This is a genomic window from Mycobacterium sp. NTMscope_MAC_12, assembly GCF_976985675.1.
The window spans coordinates 5,345,035-5,361,015 of record NZ_CDRJYY010000001.1; the positions used below are offsets into that span (position 1 = coordinate 5,345,035).

At 65.6% G+C, this 15,981-nt stretch carries 13 protein-coding genes and 1 tRNA gene; 5 read left to right on the forward strand and 9 right to left on the reverse strand.

Annotated elements, in window-relative coordinates:
* Positions 1 to 9: 9 nt before the first annotated feature.
* Positions 10 to 435, reverse strand: coding sequence for a PH domain-containing protein (locus tag AC0KS4_RS24815; RefSeq protein ID WP_225329888.1), 426 nt, complete (start codon positions 433 to 435; stop codon positions 10 to 12).
* A 155-nt stretch (positions 436 to 590) separates the two neighbouring features.
* Positions 591 to 872, reverse strand: coding sequence for a cell division protein CrgA (gene crgA / locus AC0KS4_RS24820; protein WP_225329889.1), 282 nt, complete (start codon positions 870 to 872; stop codon positions 591 to 593).
* A 129-nt stretch (positions 873 to 1,001) separates the two neighbouring features.
* On the opposite strand from crgA, the gene AC0KS4_RS24825 reads away from it, so the two are divergent.
* Together AC0KS4_RS24825 and AC0KS4_RS24830 are read left to right on the forward strand one after the other, a co-directional pair.
* Positions 1,002 to 1,745 (forward strand): DUF881 domain-containing protein, encoded by a 744-nt coding sequence (locus AC0KS4_RS24825; RefSeq protein ID WP_238955276.1) that lies wholly within the window; start codon positions 1,002 to 1,004, stop codon positions 1,743 to 1,745.
* A 48-nt stretch (positions 1,746 to 1,793) separates the two neighbouring features.
* Complete coding sequence (locus AC0KS4_RS24830; protein WP_225329891.1) at positions 1,794 to 2,480, forward strand: aminodeoxychorismate/anthranilate synthase component II; 687 nt, start codon at positions 1,794 to 1,796, stop codon at positions 2,478 to 2,480.
* On the opposite strand, the gene pknB is transcribed toward AC0KS4_RS24830, so the two are convergent.
* The 7 genes from pknB to AC0KS4_RS24865 form a co-directional block, all read right to left on the reverse strand.
* The gene (gene pknB, locus AC0KS4_RS24835) at positions 2,458 to 4,338 is read right to left on the reverse strand and encodes a Stk1 family PASTA domain-containing Ser/Thr kinase (RefSeq protein WP_225329892.1); all 1,881 of its coding nucleotides are present in this window, start codon (positions 4,336 to 4,338) and stop codon (positions 2,458 to 2,460) included. The genes AC0KS4_RS24830 and pknB overlap by 23 nt on opposite strands.
* A complete protein-coding gene (locus AC0KS4_RS24840) occupies positions 4,335 to 5,615 on the reverse strand; it encodes a serine/threonine-protein kinase (RefSeq protein WP_238955277.1) in 1,281 nt (426 codons plus the stop codon). Before AC0KS4_RS24840 ends, pknB begins: the two co-directional genes overlap by 4 nt.
* The gene (pbpA, locus tag AC0KS4_RS24845) at positions 5,612 to 7,090 is read right to left on the reverse strand and encodes a D,D-transpeptidase PbpA (RefSeq protein ID WP_225330560.1); all 1,479 of its coding nucleotides are present in this window, start codon (positions 7,088 to 7,090) and stop codon (positions 5,612 to 5,614) included. The genes AC0KS4_RS24840 and pbpA overlap by 4 nt, the downstream gene beginning before the upstream one ends.
* Positions 7,087 to 8,496: an FtsW/RodA/SpoVE family cell cycle protein gene (locus AC0KS4_RS24850; RefSeq protein WP_225330559.1), complete on the reverse strand. Its 1,410-nt coding sequence runs from the start codon at positions 8,494 to 8,496 to the stop codon at positions 7,087 to 7,089. The genes pbpA and AC0KS4_RS24850 overlap by 4 nt, the downstream gene beginning before the upstream one ends.
* Entirely contained in the window at positions 8,493 to 10,004 is a 1,512-nt protein-coding gene (locus AC0KS4_RS24855; RefSeq protein ID WP_225330558.1) for a PP2C family protein-serine/threonine phosphatase, read from the reverse strand. Before AC0KS4_RS24855 ends, AC0KS4_RS24850 begins: the two co-directional genes overlap by 4 nt.
* Before the next feature lie 64 nt (positions 10,005 to 10,068).
* Positions 10,069 to 10,536: an FHA domain-containing protein FhaB/FipA gene (locus tag AC0KS4_RS24860; RefSeq protein ID WP_007771646.1), complete on the reverse strand. Its 468-nt coding sequence runs from the start codon at positions 10,534 to 10,536 to the stop codon at positions 10,069 to 10,071.
* 124 nt (positions 10,537 to 10,660) lie between these two features.
* Positions 10,661 to 12,280: a DUF3662 and FHA domain-containing protein gene (locus AC0KS4_RS24865; protein ID WP_238955279.1), complete on the reverse strand. Its 1,620-nt coding sequence runs from the start codon at positions 12,278 to 12,280 to the stop codon at positions 10,661 to 10,663.
* A 254-nt stretch (positions 12,281 to 12,534) separates the two neighbouring features.
* Here AC0KS4_RS24865 and AC0KS4_RS24870 point away from each other — a divergent pair.
* The 3 genes from AC0KS4_RS24870 to AC0KS4_RS24880 all read left to right on the forward strand — a co-directional run bounded on the left by AC0KS4_RS24870 (position 12,535) and on the right by AC0KS4_RS24880 (position 15,940).
* A tRNA-Leu gene (locus AC0KS4_RS24870) sits at positions 12,535 to 12,617 on the forward strand.
* 417 nt (positions 12,618 to 13,034) lie between these two features.
* Positions 13,035 to 14,231 (forward strand): SIR2 family protein, encoded by a 1,197-nt coding sequence (locus AC0KS4_RS24875; protein WP_238955281.1) that lies wholly within the window; start codon positions 13,035 to 13,037, stop codon positions 14,229 to 14,231.
* Positions 14,231 to 15,940 carry an ATP-binding protein gene (locus AC0KS4_RS24880; RefSeq protein ID WP_238955283.1) on the forward strand — a complete coding sequence of 570 codons (1,710 nt, stop codon included), beginning with the start codon at positions 14,231 to 14,233 and terminating at the stop codon, positions 15,938 to 15,940. Before AC0KS4_RS24875 ends, AC0KS4_RS24880 begins: the two co-directional genes overlap by 1 nt.
* Positions 15,941 to 15,981: the final 41 nt, after the last annotated feature.

Consider the following 15,981-nt stretch of genomic DNA (forward strand, 5'->3'; position numbering starts at 1 on the left):
CGGGGCCGTTCAGGGCTGCGAACGGCCCGCGTAGCCGGCCGCGGTGAGCGCGTCGAGCACGTCCAGCGGGTCGGTCCCGAGGTCCCAGCGGGAGAACAGGACGAGGTCGCCGTCGGCCGCTTCGACCTCCAGTAACCGCACCCTGCGTCCGTAGCGGCGGAACTCGATGATGCGGATGATCTTGATGTCGGATTGCTGCAATAGCTGCGTCCGGAACCAGCCGCGCAGCGCCAGGCCGTCGGGCGTGATTGCCAGCTTGGGGCGCGCGCGCCAAGACATTCCCGCAAACAAGATCAGACCCACTGCGGCAACGCCCGCCAGAACGCGCCCCGGCAGGTCTGTGATCAGGGTCACAGCGGCGATAGCCATCAGAACGCCTACGGCTCCACAACCTGCGATTCCGGCCGGGTGCGGCTCCCATTGTGTTTGCTGCATGCGGTCCTTAGCCCCTCCCACCACTGCCGATGCAGTTATCCACAATCTCTATCAACAGTGGGGATAAATCACACGCGTGTGATTGGGTGGTCAGAAAGTTGCTGGCGCAGTGACAAATCAGCCCAAAAATGAATTCATTACGTCGGCCGTGCCGCTCAGTGCCAGCGCATCGTGAGCAACAAACCGGTGATCATGAAAGCGAACGCGATGGCGTAGTTCCAGGGGCCCAGTTGCGCCATCCAATTGAGGGCCGTCGGTGCCTGGGTTCCGACCGCGGCCAACTGGAACACCATCAGCCAGACGAGACCGATCAGCATGAGGCCGATGAACAGCGCGACGAACCACACGCTCGACGGTCCGACCTTGACCTTCACCGGGGTGCGGCTGACCGCGCTGACGGTGAAGTCGTTCTTCTTACGGACCTTGGACTTGGGCATGATTACCTCGCGGATTACCTCAACAACACGGTGAGCGGGACGGGGTGCAACGATGGACACGGCAGCTGCACCCATAGCTTGGCTACGAGACTAACGCACCTGGGACGGTGACCAGGAAAGGGAGACTCGATGATCCAGACGCGCCAGTCGCCATGGCGCTTCGGCGTCCCGGTGGTGTGCGTGCTGGCCGGATTGCTGCTCGCCGCCACGCACGGGGTTTCCGGCGGCGCCGAGATCCGCCGCAGCGACGCCCCGCGGCTGGTGGACCTGGTCCGTGATACCCAGTCGTCGGTGAACCGGCTCAACGCCGAACGTGAGGAATTGGCGAAGAAAATCGACGCGGCGCACGGGCGCTCGTCGGACGCCGCGCTGGCCGCGATGTTGCGGCGCTCCGCGGAGCTCGCCGGCCAGGCGGATATGAGCCCCGTGCACGGCCCGGGCCTGGTGGTCACCCTCGAGGACGCGCAGCGCGACGCCAACGGCCGGTTCCCGCGCGACGCGTCACCCGACGACCTGGTGGTGCACCAGCAAGACATCCAGGCCGTGCTCAACGCGTTGTGGAGCGCGGGCGCCGAGGCCATTCAGATGCAGGACCAACGGCTCATCGCCACCTCAGTGCCCCGCTGCGTGGGCAATACCCTTCTGCTCAACGGGCGCACCTACAGCCCGCCGTACACGATCACCGCGATCGGTAACTCCGCAGCCATGCAAGCCGCGCTCGCCGCCGCTCCCCTGGTGACGCTCTACAAGCAGTACGTGGTCCGGTTCGGGCTCGGCTACCGCGAAGACGTCAAGTCCGACGTGCAGGCCGTCGGTCACTCCGAGCCCGACCGGCTGCATTTCGCGCAGCCCAACGGCCCCATTGGCTATTGAGGCCCACTGACCAGCAGAGCGCGTACCACCGGGCGGTAACCTGGCACGATGCGGATCCTGGTTGTCGACAACTACGACAGCTTCGTGTTCAACCTGGTGCAGTACCTCGGGCAGCTGGGTGTGGACGCGGACGTCTGGCGCAATGACGACGCCCGGCTCTCCGACGAGACCGCGGCCGCCCGGCAGTTCGACGGCGTGCTGCTCAGTCCGGGGCCGGGCACCCCGGAGCGCGCGGGCGCTTCCATCGGGATGGTTCGCGCGTGTGCCGCCGAGAAGACTCCGCTGCTCGGGGTCTGCCTGGGGCACCAAGCCATCGGCGTCGCATTCGGCGCCACCGTCGACCGCGCCCCCGAACTGCTGCACGGCAAGACCAGCCGCGTCCACCACACCAATGTCGGTGTGTTGCAAGGACTTCCGGATCCCTTCACGGCGACCCGCTACCACTCGCTGACCATCCTGCCCGAGTCGCTGCCGCCGGTGCTCGAGGTCACCGCCCGCACCGACAGCGGCGTGATCATGGGGGTTCGCCACGCCGCATTGCCCATTCACGGGGTGCAGTTCCATCCGGAGTCGATCCTGACCGAGGGCGGCCATCGCATGCTGGCGAACTGGCTGGCCGTATGCGGGTTGGTGCGCGATGACACGCTGATACGCCGACTCGAGAACGACGTGCACGCCGCGGTGCGGCCGTATTTCCCGGCCGACCCGGCGGCTACTGACCGAACTTCAGCGTGATGATCCCGTCCCGGTTCACCCCGGCGCCGGCCGGCGGGTTCTGATACACGACGCGGTGGGACTGGGAGCCGCCGGCGTCGACGTCGGCGCCCTTGTCCAGGATGCCCGTCCAGCCCAGCGCCCGTAGCCGCGGCTCGGCGTCCGTCCAGAACATGCCGGACAGATCCGGCATGACGAACTGATTGCCCTTGGACACCTGCAGCTCGATGACCGAGTCCACCGGAATCATCTGTCCCTTGGGCGGATTGGTCCCGATCACCTCACCGGCCGGCCGGGGGCTGTCCACCTGCACCTGGGTCACCTTGCTGAAGCCGTAGACGGTGAGGTTCCGCTGCGCGATGTCCACGGTCTGGCCCGCGATGTCGGGAACCTGCTTGGTCTCCGGCCCGGAGCCGACGATGACGGTGATGACGTTGGTGATCGCCGACGTCTGGTTGGCCGGCGGGTTGGTCCCGATCACCTTGCCCAGCAGCTCCGGCGTCGACGGCGAATTGGCCTGCTTGAACTTGGTGAATCCCGCGGCTTTGAGCTTGCTGACCGCGTCGGAGTAACTCAACGAGGAAACGTCGGGCACCTCGCGTTGCTCCGGGCCGGTGGAGACGTTGACGGTGATCTCGTCGCCGGCGCTGATCGAGGCGTTGGCGCCGGGGTCGGTGCCGATGACGTGGTCGGGCGGGATGATCGAATCCGGCTTTTGCAGCGTGCGCGTTTTGAAGCCGCGGTTTTGCAGCGCCGCGATGGCATCGGCGGACACCTGCCCGCGCACGTCGGGCACCTGAACGTCACGGGCACCGCCGCCGAAGGTGTTGAACGCGATGACCACCACGATCGTCAGGACGGCCAGCGCGGCCACCGCGACGATCCAGCGACCGACCGAACCGACGGTGCGGTCCTCACCGGCGTCGGCGAGAACCTGGCGAGGCAGCGGATCGGTCCGGGGCGGGCCCGCGCTGCCGGGGCTCGACGACAGCAACGAGGACCGGTCGGCGTCGGTGAAAACCTTGGGTGCTTCGGGCTTCTCGCCGTTGTGCACCCGCACCAGATCGGCGCGCATCTCCGCCGCGGTCTGATAGCGGTTTTCCGGATTCTTGGCCAGCGCCTTGAGCACGACGGCGTCGAGGTCGGGCGAGATGCCTTCGTGGCGTTGCGACGGCGGGACCGGGTCCTCGCGAACATGTTGGTAGGCAACCGCGACCGGCGAGTCTCCGACGAAAGGTGGTTCGCCCGTGAGGATTTCGTAAAGAACGCAGCCCAGCGAGTACACATCGGAACGGGCGTCGACGGCGTCGCCGCGGGCCTGCTCGGGCGAGAGGTACTGCGCGGTTCCGATCACCGCGGCCGTCTGGGTGACGCTGTTGCCGCTGTCGGCGATCGCGCGGGCGATGCCGAAATCCATCACCTTGACCGCGTTGGTGGTGCTGATCATGATGTTGGCCGGCTTGACGTCGCGGTGGATGATGCCGTTCTGATGACTGAAGTTCAGCGCCTGGCACGCGTCGGCGATGATCTCGATCGCCCGCCGCGGCGGCAGCGGCCCGTCGGTGTGCACGATGTCGCGCAGGGTGACGCCGTCGACGTATTCCATGACGATGTAGGGCAGCGGCCCGGTGGGCGTCTCGGCCTCGCCCGTGTCGTAGACCGCGACGATGGACGGGTGATTCAGCGCGGCGGCGTTTTGCGCCTCGCGCCGGAAGCGTAGGTAGAAACTGGGGTCGCGGGCCAGATCCGCGCGCAGCACCTTGACCGCGACATCGCGATGCAAGCGGAGGTCGCGGGCCAGGTGAACCTCGGACATCCCCCCGAAGCCGAGGATCTCGCCCAGCTCATAACGGTCGGACAGGTGCTGCGGGGTGGTCACGGCGATGCCCCGTGTCGCGGCGGTCCGCTACGGAATCCCGACATTCCTATCGTGCCGTCGTCCGGCCAATCGAGCCGCATGCCCGGGCGCGCCGCGGATCCGCTCGGGGTGTTGGACGGCGGCGGCGCCGACGCCGGCGGTGTGCCGGTGTCGGTGACCGTCGGGGGCTGTTGCTGCTGATCCCCGCGGGAATTGATGACGATGAGAACCGCGATGATGATCGCCAGCGCGCCGAGGACCCCGGCGGCCCACAGCAGCGCGCGCTGCCCCGACGAGAAGGTGCGCCGGGCCGGCGGCGGGCGGTGCCCGCCGGTGTTCGGACGGGATCGGCGCGGCGCGGCGGTGCGGGGCGACACCGCGGCCGCCCGGGTCGTCGGGCTGGACGGAATCGCCGCCGGCGACGCCCGGCCCGGAGGCGGTGACTGGCTGGGGCGGGGCGGTCGGCGACCGGCGCGCACCGCGGCCACGGCGTCGGCGAACGGTCCCCCGCTGCGGTAACGCATCGCCGGGTTCTTGACCAGCGTGATCTCGATGAGTTCGCGCACATTGGGCGGCAGCTCCGCGGGCAGCGGCGGCGGAGGTTCCTTGATGTGTTTCATCGCCACCGTCAATGCGCCGTCACCGGTGAACGGCCGCTTGCCCGAAACAACCTCGTAGCCAACAACTCCCAGCGAGTACACGTCGCTGGACGGGGTGGCGTCGTGTCCAAGGGCCTGTTCGGGCGCGATGTATTGGGCGGTGCCCATCACCATGCCGGTCTGGGTCACCGGTGCGGCGTCGACGGCCTTGGCGATGCCGAAGTCGGTGATCTTCACCTGGCCGGTCGGGGTGATCAAGATGTTGCCCGGCTTGACGTCGCGGTGGACCAAACCGGCGGCGTGCGCGACCTGCAGCGCGCGACCGGTCTGCTCGAGCATGTCCAGGGCGTGCCGCAGCGACAGCCGGCCGGTGCGTTTGAGCACAGAGTTCAGCGGCTCGCCGTTGACCAGTTCCATCACCAGGTAGGCGGTGCGGCCCTCCCCGTCCAGCTGGCTCTCGCCGTAGTCGTGGACCGCCGCGATCCCGGGGTGGTTGAGCATCGCCGTGGTCCGCGCCTCAGCGCGGAAGCGCTCGATGAACTCGGGGTCCTGGGAGAACTCCTGCTTGAGCACCTTGACCGCGACGCGCCGGCCCAGGCGGCTGTCTACCGCCTCCCAGACCTGACCCATGCCGCCGGTGGCGATCAGGCGCTGCAGGCGGTATCTGCCAGACAGCGTCACACCAACTCGCGGGCTCATGGTCCTCCCTGTAGCGCGGCCTGGATCACAGCCCGTCCGATCGGCGCGGCGAGTGCACCCCCCGTCGCGGACAGGCGGTCGGCGCCATTCTCCACCAAGACCGCCACGGCGACCTTCGGGGTCTGTGCGGGCGCGAAAGCGATGTACCAGGCGTGCGGCGGTGTGTGCCGCGGATCGGTCCCATGCTCTGCGGTACCCGTCTTGGATGCGATCTGCACGCCGGGAATGGCCCCTTTCTGCTGTGCGACCTTCTCGGCGCCGACCATCAGCTCTGTTAGCTTAGCGGCGACCTGCGGCGACACCGAGCGCCGCTGCTCATAAGGTGCCGTGGTGCTGATCGTGGTCAGGTCCGGTCCCTTGAGGCTGTCGATCAGGTAGGGCTGCATCGTCACCCCGCCGTTCGCGATGGTCGCGGCGATCTCGGCGTTCTGCAGGGGCGTCATCGCGACATCCTTCTGGCCGATGCTCGTCATGCCCAGGGCCGCGGCGTCCGGGATGATCCCGATGGTCGACTCGGCGACCTGAAGCGGGATGACGCTCGGGGTGCTGTCCAGGCCGAATGAGCGCGCCATGCTGCGCAGCGCGTCGGATCCGGTCAGGAGGCCGAGTTGGACGAACGCGGTGTTGCAGGACAGGGCGAAGGCCTGCTGCAGGGACACGGTCGGCTCGTTGCCACACGCCTGTCCACCGTAGTTCTCCAAGGTTGCGGTGCTGTTGGGCAGCGGAATGGAGGGCGCGGCGGTCAGCTGCTCGGTGTCGGAGGCGCCCGCCTGCAGCGCGGCCGCGGTGGTGATGACCTTGAAGGTGGAGCCGGGTGGGTAGGTCTCCGAGATGGCTCGGTTGGTCATCGGGTTGTTGGGATCGTCGCGCAGCCGCTGCCAGGCCTTGGCCTGCACGTCGGGATCGTGCGACGACAACAGGTTGGGGTCGTAGGACGGTGACGACACCATCGCCAAGATCTTTCCGGTGGACGGTTCGAGGGCGACGACGGCGCCCTTGCACGGCGGACCGCCGCAGCCCTGCTGCATCCCGTCCCAGGCGGCCTGCTGGACTCGCGGCTTGATCGTGGTGTCGACGTTGGCCCCGCGCGGGTCGCGGCCGGTGAAGAAGTCGGCCAGCCGGCGCCCGAACAGCCGCTCGTCGGAGCCGTTCAACAGCGGGTCCTCGGCCCGTTCCAGTCCGGTGCTGGAATAACGCAACGAGTAGAACCCGGTGACCGGCGCGTACGTCGCGGGGTTGGGGTAGACGCGCAGGAAGCGGAAGCGGTTGTCGGTGGCGACGGAGTAGGCCAACAGCTGTCCGCCCGCCACGATCTGGCCGCGCTGGCGCGAATACTCGTCGAGCAGGACGCGCTGATTGCGCGGGTCGGCGCGCAGCGAGTCCGCGGCGAAGACCTGCGTCATCGTGGCGTTGATCAACAGCAGCACGATCAACGCCATCACGGTCACCGAGATCCGGCGCAGGGAGGCGTTCATACTTTCTCGATCACCTCGGTGCCGGCCGCCGCGATCGGCGGCTCGTGGCGCGCGGCGGTGCGCAAGGGACGACGGGCGCTGTGCGAGATCCGCGCCAAGATGGCCAACAGGACATAGTTCGCCAGCAACGACGAACCGCCGTAAGACATCCACGGGGTGGTCAACCCGGTCAACGGAATGAGTTGCGTTACCCCGCCGACGACGATGAACAGCTGCAGGGCCAGCGTCGACGCCAGGCCCGCCGCCAGCAGCTTGCCGAAGCTATCCCGGGTGGCGATCGCCGTCCGCATGCCCCGCACGATGACGATGGTGTAGAGCATCAGGATGCTCGCCAGGCCCACCAATCCCAGTTCTTCGCCGAACGCCGCGATGATGAAGTCGGTCGACGCGGCGGGCACGGTGTCGGGCTGACCGTTGCCGAGCCCGGTGCCGAAAATCCCCCCGGTGGCAAAGCTGAAGAGCGACTGCACAATCTGATAGCCACTGCCGTCGGGGTCCGAGAACGGGTCCCACCACATCTGCACCCGCACCCGGACGTGGCTGAAAATGTAGTACGCGACAACGCTTCCCGCGGCGAACAGCACCAGGCCGATCCCCACCCAGCTGAAGCGTTGGGTGGCGAGGTAGACCACCACCAAAAATGACGTGTACAGCAATAGCGAAGTGCCAAGGTCCTTTTCGAAGGCCATCACGCCGACCGAGATCACCCAGGCCGCCAGCAGGGGCGCGAGGTCACGGGGGCGGGGCAGCGTCAGACCCATGAAGTGCTTGCCGACGCTGGTGAACAGGCCGCGTTTGGCGATCAGCACCGCGGAGAAGAAGATCAGGAGCAGAATCTTGGAGAACTCGGCGGGCTGAATTGAGAAGCCGGGCAAGCGAATCCAGATCTTGGCGCCGTTTTGTTCGGACAGCGATGCCGGCAACAGGGCGGGAATCACCAAAAAGATCAGGCCGACGAGCCCGCAGATGTAGCCGTAGCGCGCCAGCTGGCGATGGTCTTTCAAGAAGGTGACCACCAATGCAAAGGTCACCACACCGACCAGGGTCCACAACATCTGCTGGGTCGCGCTGGGGTGGTGGCGGCCGCTGAGTTGATTGGTGACCAGATCCAGCCGGTGAATCATCACCAACCCAAGTCCGTTGAGTAATGCCACGATTGGCAGCAGCAGCGGATCGGTATACGGCGCGAAGCGCCGGATGGCCATGTGCGCCGACCCGAACACGACGAGAAACACCAGCCCGTAGTTGATCGCGTCCCAGTGCAGATCGCGGGTTTGATTGGCCTCCACTATCAGCAGCGCGGCGACGGTGATCAGCGAGGCGAAGCCCAGCAGCAACAACTCGGCATTGCGCCGGGTAGGAAGAGGAGGCGTGACCGCGACCGGTGGCTGAAGCTGTGTTGTCATGCCACCGTCCGGCAATCGATGCCCGGTTGGGGTGGGGGCCCGGGGAGCGCGGTCACCGTTTGCGACGTGGTCGTCGGACCTGCCGGTGATGAATTCGCGGGGCCGTTGGAGGCGCTCGTGCTGGGTGGGGGGCTGGCGCTGGTGGAACTGGTGGGTGGTGATGGCGATGCGGTGGCGCTGGGCTGGGGAGTTCCGCCGCCGGTGGACGGGGATCCGGGCGGCGGCGAGGTGGCGCGCGGTGGCGGACAGATCGGCAGCAGGTATTCGGCCAGCAATTGGCGCAGCTGCGATTCCGCTTGGTCCAAGCTGCCGCCCGGCAGCCCGGTTTGGACCTGGACCTGTCCGGGCCGGCGCAGATCCTGCAGGGTCATCAGCTGGCAAGTGGAGTGGCCGCCGGATTGCCCATAGCTGACCAGGGACAGCTCGTTGCGCGCGTTGAGGCAGCCGACCAGGTAAGGCCGTTGCAACGGAACGCCCAGCAGCGTCCCCTGGATCCCCCGGACGATGGAGACCCTGCCGTTGTATTCGGCGACGTAATAGTTGCGCTGGATGACCCACCACCCGACGGTGAGGCCCGCGATGACCAGCAGTACGGCCAAGGCGGCGACGACGGCCATCCGTCGACGGGACCACCGCGGCCGATGCGTCGTTTCCGGTTGCGGCGCAACACGTTTGGCGGACTCTTCGCGCGGCCTGATAGCCGAGGCGCGCCCGGCCGAGGTGTTGGGCAGCGTCATCTGATCCTCGTCGCCCGACACCGCGCCGGCCAGAATCGGCTGGGTTTGCCCGTAGTCGTAGTCGACAACGTCGGCGACCACGACGGTGACGTTGTCCGGCCCGCCGCCGCGCAGCGCCAACTCGATGAGGCGATAGGCGGCCTCGGCGACGTCGGGAATCTGCAACGCCTCGAGGATGGTCTCGTCGCTCACCGGATCCGAAAGCCCGTCGGAGCACAGCAGGTAGCGATCGCCGGCGCGCGCTTCTCGCATGGTCAGCGTCGGCTCGACCTCGTGGCCGGTGAGCGCCCGCATGATCAACGATCGCTGCGGATGGCTGTGTGCCTCCTCCCGGGTGATCCGGCCCTCGTCGACCAAGGTCTGGACGAACGTGTCGTCCTTGGTGATCTGGCTCAGTTCGCCGTCGCGCAGCAGGTAACCGCGCGAATCGCCGATGTGCACCAACCCAATTCGGTCGCCCGCGAACAGGATCGCGGTAAGGGTGGTGCCCATCCCTTCGAGTTCGGGCTCCGCCTCCACCTGCGCGGCGATGGCGGCGTTGCCGGAGCGCACCGCGTTGTCGAGCTTGGCCAACAGGTCGCCGCCCGGCTCGTCGTCATCGAGGTGCGCCAGCGCGGCGATCACCAACTGGGACGCCACCTCGCCGGCTGCATGACCGCCCATGCCGTCGGCCAGAGCCAGCAGCCGGGCGCCGGCATAGACCGAATCTTCGTTGTTGGAGCGCACCAGCCCGCGGTCACTCCGGGCGGCGTATCGCAGGACCAGGGTCACGGGCGCCACTCCTCGATCCCGGCTGGAAAATCGGCCAAGCCGGGACCATTGTCATTGGCGCGGGTCACGGGCGTAACTCGATCGCCGTTTTACCGATTCGAATTGGCGTTCCTATCGGGACTCGTACCGCAGTCGTCACTTTCGCCCTGTCAAGGTAAGTACCGTTGGTCGATCCTAGATCTTCGACGTACCACTCCGAGCCGCGCTGAGATAGCCGGGCGTGCCGGGTTGAGGCGTAGTCGTCGGTGAGCACCAGGGTGGAGTCGTCAGCTCGTCCGATCAATACCGGTTGACCGCTGAGGGTGATGCGCCCACCCGCCAGCGCGCCTTCGGTCACCACCAGGTAGCGGGCCGCGTGCCGGCGCTGGCGCGAAGGCAGCAGGGTACTGCGCAGCGCCAAACCCCGACGCACCATCACGGCACCGGTCGGCGCATAGATATCGGTCCGCAGGATTCGCAGCACGGACCAGATGAATACCCAGAGCAACATCAAAAATCCGGCGCGCGTCAGCTGCAGTACCAATCCCTGCATCTGGCGTCCTTTCCGTCCTAGCGTCGTGTCCCCGGCGCCCGTGACTCCGAGCACATCGGCTACGTCACGATACTTGGACGGTGGTCGACACGGGGCGAAGCACGGCAGCGTTGAGCCCAGCGACTTAGTGGATTCGGACGATGATTTCCGAATGGCCCAAACGGATGACGTCGCCGTCGGCCAACTGCCACTCCTGGACCGGCGCGTTGTTCACGGTGGTGCCGTTGGTGGAGTTCAGGTCCGACAGCAGCGCGACCTGCCCATCCCAGCGGATCTCCAGGTGACGCCGTGACACGCCGGTATCGGGCAACCGGAACTGGGCGTCTTGCCCGCGGCCCACGATGTTGGAGCCCTCGCGCAGCTGATAGGTGCGGCCGCTGCCGTCGTCGAGCTGAAGGGTGATCGTGGTGCCCGCGGCGCCGTAGCCGCCCTGACCGTATCCGCCGTACCCGGCCTGTTGACCGTAGTCGGCGGGCTGGCCGTACTCCGCCTGCTGGCCGTAGTCGGGCTGCTGGCCGTAGTCGTACTCGGGGCTGGCGGCTTCGGGGTATCCCCCGGCCTGGCCGCCGTACGTCGCACCCTGCGCGTGCTCGCCGTACTGGGTGTATTCGGAGGAGCCGTAGTCCTGGCGGCCGTATCCGCCGCCCTGCTGGTAGCCCTGGTCATACCCAGCGCCCTGCTCGGGGTAGGCGGGACGTTGTTCCGGTGGCGCATAGCCGCCCTCATCCTGGCGCGCCGGCCCGCGACCGTAGTCGCCGTATCCGCCGCCGTAGCCCTGGGGGCCACCGCCGGGTGGGCCATAGCCGCCGCCCTGGCGATAGCCCTGGTCGTAACCTTGGCCGCCGCCGTACCCGGTGGGCGCGGGCGGGCGCTGCTCATACGACTGCGGGTAGCCGCCCTGCCCCTGGTCGGGGTAGCCGCGCTGGTCCTGGTAACCCTGCTGAGGCGGGTAGCCGCCCTGTCCCTGGTCGGGGTAACCGCCCTGGCCCTGGTAACCGCCCTGGTCTGGGTATCCCTGCGGGGGCGGATAGCCGCCTTGTTCCGGGTAGGCGCCCTGCTCGGGGTAGCCGCCCTGCTCGGGTTGGCGCGGCGGCGGATATCCCTGCTGAGGTGGGTAGCCGCCCTGCTCAGGCGGATATCCCCCCCGCGGGTCGGGCGCACCCTGCGGGTCCGGGCCACCGCGCGCGTCGTCCTGGGGACGCCGGTAGCGGTCGTCGTAGTACTCGTCGCCGGGCCGGCCGGGCCCCTGATCCCCGCGGTAGCTCGAGTTGTCAGTCATTGGTGCTACTCCTCGTTCATCGCCGAACGCGTTATTTGATTGTGGCCGGACGGCGTCTTCGACCGTCGGGCGGGGCTGGACATCGGGGTTGACAGCACCACGGGCGCGGTACTGGCCGGTACGCAGGTTCGACGACTGCTCGAACCGGACGACCACCTCACCATACGTTTGCCACCCCTGTTCGTGGATGTAGTCAGCCAAGTACCTCGCGAATGAGCTCGACGTGAGATCCGGATCGGCGCTCACCTTTCCGAAGTCGTGCATACCGAGGGTAATGATGTATTCGTTGGGGGCCAAAAGGCGATTTCCGTGAAGCTTCTGAACTCCGTCGCGAGCCTCGCGGCATAACAGGGCTTCTACCTCTTGCGGGACGATTGATCCGCCGAACACGCGGGCGAAAGCATTGTCCACCGTCGCTTCGAGCTTGCGCTCGATCCGCGCGGCCAGCCCCCGTTGGCTACTCATGTCCTACCGTTCGCCTGCACTTGCCAGAAGGTATTGCCGGTGCGCGGCAAACGAATCACCTGCGTGCTGGTTCACTCCCGCATGCTAGCGGGACATCGCGACGGTGCGGGACTCTCGAAATCGTGAGAACTGCGTCCCTGCAGCTCAGATGGGTGCACGCGGTCAGGCCCAGGGCGCCGGAAGGCTTCGAGGCCCGCTTCGGCGGTTCGGGAATCGGGCCATTACAGTGGTATGGTCCATCGGTTGTTTTTCCCGGGCGAGTGGCGGAATGGCAGACGCGCTGGCTTCAGGTGCCAGTGTCCTTCGGGACGTGGGGGTTCAAGTCCCCCTTCGCCCACATTGAGCGGTTCTACGAACTGCAGCACGAAAGGTCACGAACTCGAAAGGGTTCGTGACCTTTGTGTTTCGGGTTGACAGCCCGCTTTGTGGGCTGGATGAACCTGTACCGGGGACTTCGATTAATAAATCCCCAAAGCGCCGGCGACGCTGTTAGCGATGGGCTTCCCCTGTGACCGAAGTCGGGACCGTGTAAGAGCGCGTATCGCCAGACACTCTCCCCACTTGCTGCAACGATGAGACATCTGTCGGCAGAGCAGTACGACGCCCTCCGGCAGGTTTGCAATTGGCGAATCTATGAGTGTGGCGCGTAAGCGGTGCTCTTTTGCGACAGTACGGAAGCGAACCGGATTCTCCGAAGTCGCGGAGGCGCAGCAGTGGCTCCCCTCCGACGTCGCTGTGAAGAGGAGGACGGGCCGTGACGAACGGGTCTAGCGGGAACAGCGCCGCCGCGACGCCTGAAGTCTTGAGCGGCTTCACTGGCGGTTCCTGGCAAAGCCTCGAGGCAGACGGCAATGCGGATGACGACACAAAGGCTGCCAGCGCAGCAGCGAAGTCGAGTCTTCGTGACGAGTTGGGGTCGGTCGTCAATGCCGAAACGCTAGTTGTCCTGGCAGGGTCAGGAACGTCCCTGGGAATCACCTCAAAGGTAGCGGAGCATCTTCCGCCCCGGATGTCAGATTTGTGGACCGCGGTTTCAGGCATCGCCGCCTTCAAGGACGTCGAAAGCAAGCTAAGCGCCGATGTAGTCGCAGCGAAGAACCTTGAGCATGTGCTTTCCGACGCCCAAGCGCGCCTCGCCCTGACACCGTCCGATAAGGAACTGGAGGCCTTCGTCGCTGAAGCCGAAGCCATCGTCTGGGAACGGTGCAACTTTATAGACGAGAGCTCCGATGTTGGCGCCCACGAGCTATTCCTCAGGAAGGTGGCGCGCCGTTCGACCCGGCTACAACGTTCTCAAATCTTCACGACGAACTACGACCTGGCGTTCGAGACGGCAGCCCGCCGTGCGCGGTTCAACGTGATTGATGGATTCGGATACGGAGGGCGTGAATTTGACGGCGGGTCATTTGACCTCGATTACGTTCGGCGACGGCCGAATGAGCAGCTGATACTGGAGCCCAGCGTATTTCAGCTACTCAAGCTACATGGATCCGTCGATTGGACAGCCAACGGATCGACGGTGCATAAGACCGTCGGGAGGCCCGACAACCCGGTTTTGATTTATCCTTCCGCAGCCAAGTACCAAATGTCCTACCAGCAACCGTATTTGGAGTTCATGTCCCGCTTCCAAATCGCGTTGCGTCAGCCGGATATCGGTCTTCTCGTAGTCGGCTTCGGATTCAACGACGAGCACCTCAACGCACCGATCGCTGCTTCAGTGAGGAGCAATATTGGACTTCGAGCAGTCGTCATCACACCCGGTGCACGGGATCCTGAGCGCGCACCGTCGATTGCTTGGATTGAAGACCTCATTACCCGGGGCGACCGGCGACTGTCCATCTTCAGCGGCACCTTTGACGATCTTGTGCGCCACCTACCGGATGTCCCTCCGCAGGAAGAACGAGACGCACACGCTGAGCGGATGGCGCCTCGCCAGCCTGGAGAAGCGTAGTGAAACTGCACCCATTCGCGCCCGAACGGCAAATAGGCGCCATCTTTCAGGTAGAAGGATCGTTTGCAGATGTGACGTTCTCCGCTGCGGCCAAATTGCCGCGGTCCCATCATGGGGAATACCTCGGGCGTGGCGAGGTGGGCGAATTCGTCGTCGTTGATGTCGGGGGAGCCGGCGTATTCGGGCGGCTCATGCGTGTGGGATCGGCGACGGATAGTTTCGATGCCCTCACACGCGCCGAGCGACGTCTTGCAGTTGACGGGCGCATTCAGCTTCTGTCGACGTTGCGTCTTGACGGAACCGCTACTCGGGGGATTCTCAAGTACCCGAAAGTCAGCGACCCCGTTTACGCGGCGAGCTCAGAGTCGATCATGGCCGTTCTCGGGACAAGCGTCGCAGACCCGCAGGCACAGCTCGTCTTGGGGCGACTCTCGGTTGACGAGTCCGTCGAGGTGGCTGTGCCGTTGGCGCGTCTATTCGGACGTCACCTCGCGATTGTGGGAGCCACCGGATCGGGCAAGAGTTGGACGCTCGGCCATCTTGCCGAGTGTGTAGGCCGCCTGCGGGGCAAGATGATCCTGATCGATGCGACTGGTGAATTCCATACCCTAGGAACGCAAGCTGCCCATATCGCATTGGGGGCGGACACAGACGAGCCCGACGGAACCAAACTCGTGGGGCTGTCGCATCACATGATGCGCGAGTCTGATCGTAACGCCTTTCTGAACCCATCAAGCGGTACACAGCTGCCCAAACTTCGCGAAGCGATCAGAAGCCTACGTCTCGCCAGAGCGATACAAGAGGACAACGGGGCCGAGGCGGATCACGCGAGTCTCGTGGCCCCTGACGGCACTATCAGCAAGGCTGGCGTGCGAATTGCCCGTTTCGGGAGCGCCTGCCGTAAATACGTTGAGGTGATGGAAGATTCACATGCTCCTTTCGATCTAAAACTCCTGTCCAAGCAGATCCAGTGGGAGTGCGTTTGGCCGACGGACCGGAACGCTGCGGACCAATTCGGGACGATGGATTTCACCCAAATTGGTTACGTCAGCACCCTCGTCAGCAGAATGAATGATTTGATCCAAACTCCGGAAGTGATGGGCGTCATCGACCCGCAACCCGGCACCTTGGATGCCCTCGAAGAAATTAAGACCTGGATTGACGCGCCAAACGGCCACTTGCTTCGGATTTCGTTGCGCAACTTGACATTCGCTAACCACCTACGCGAGATCGTGGTGAACATCCTTGGCCAGGCCTTGATCGGATGGGCAAGAAGCGGCGTCTTTCGCGCCATTCCGGTCGTGGTAGCCATCGATGAGGCTCACCAGTTTTTTGATGTCACTGTCGGTGACGAGTTCGCCAACACACGGTTGAACGCCTTTGACTCGATTGCCAAGGAGGGGCGGAAGTATGGCCTCACCGTTTGTCTCGCCACGCAGCGGCCGGGAGATCTTCCTGCCGGTGTACTTAGTCAGGTGGGCATGACCGTCGTGCATCGACTCGCTGACGGGCGTGACCGTCAGCGGGTTGAGCAGGCCGCGGCTGAACTTGATCACTCAGCCACGAGGCTACTGCCAGGGCTAGTCCCCGGAGAAGCAATTCTCATGGGTGTTGATTTTCCAGTTCCTGTCAGCGTCCACGTGAGCAGGCCCCTGGCCCCGCCCGCCTCAGACGGGCCACGGTACGAAAACTGGGGTGCTGTCAACTGACATCGTCACGGCATCAGTTCCTGTCGACGAACCCCCATCGC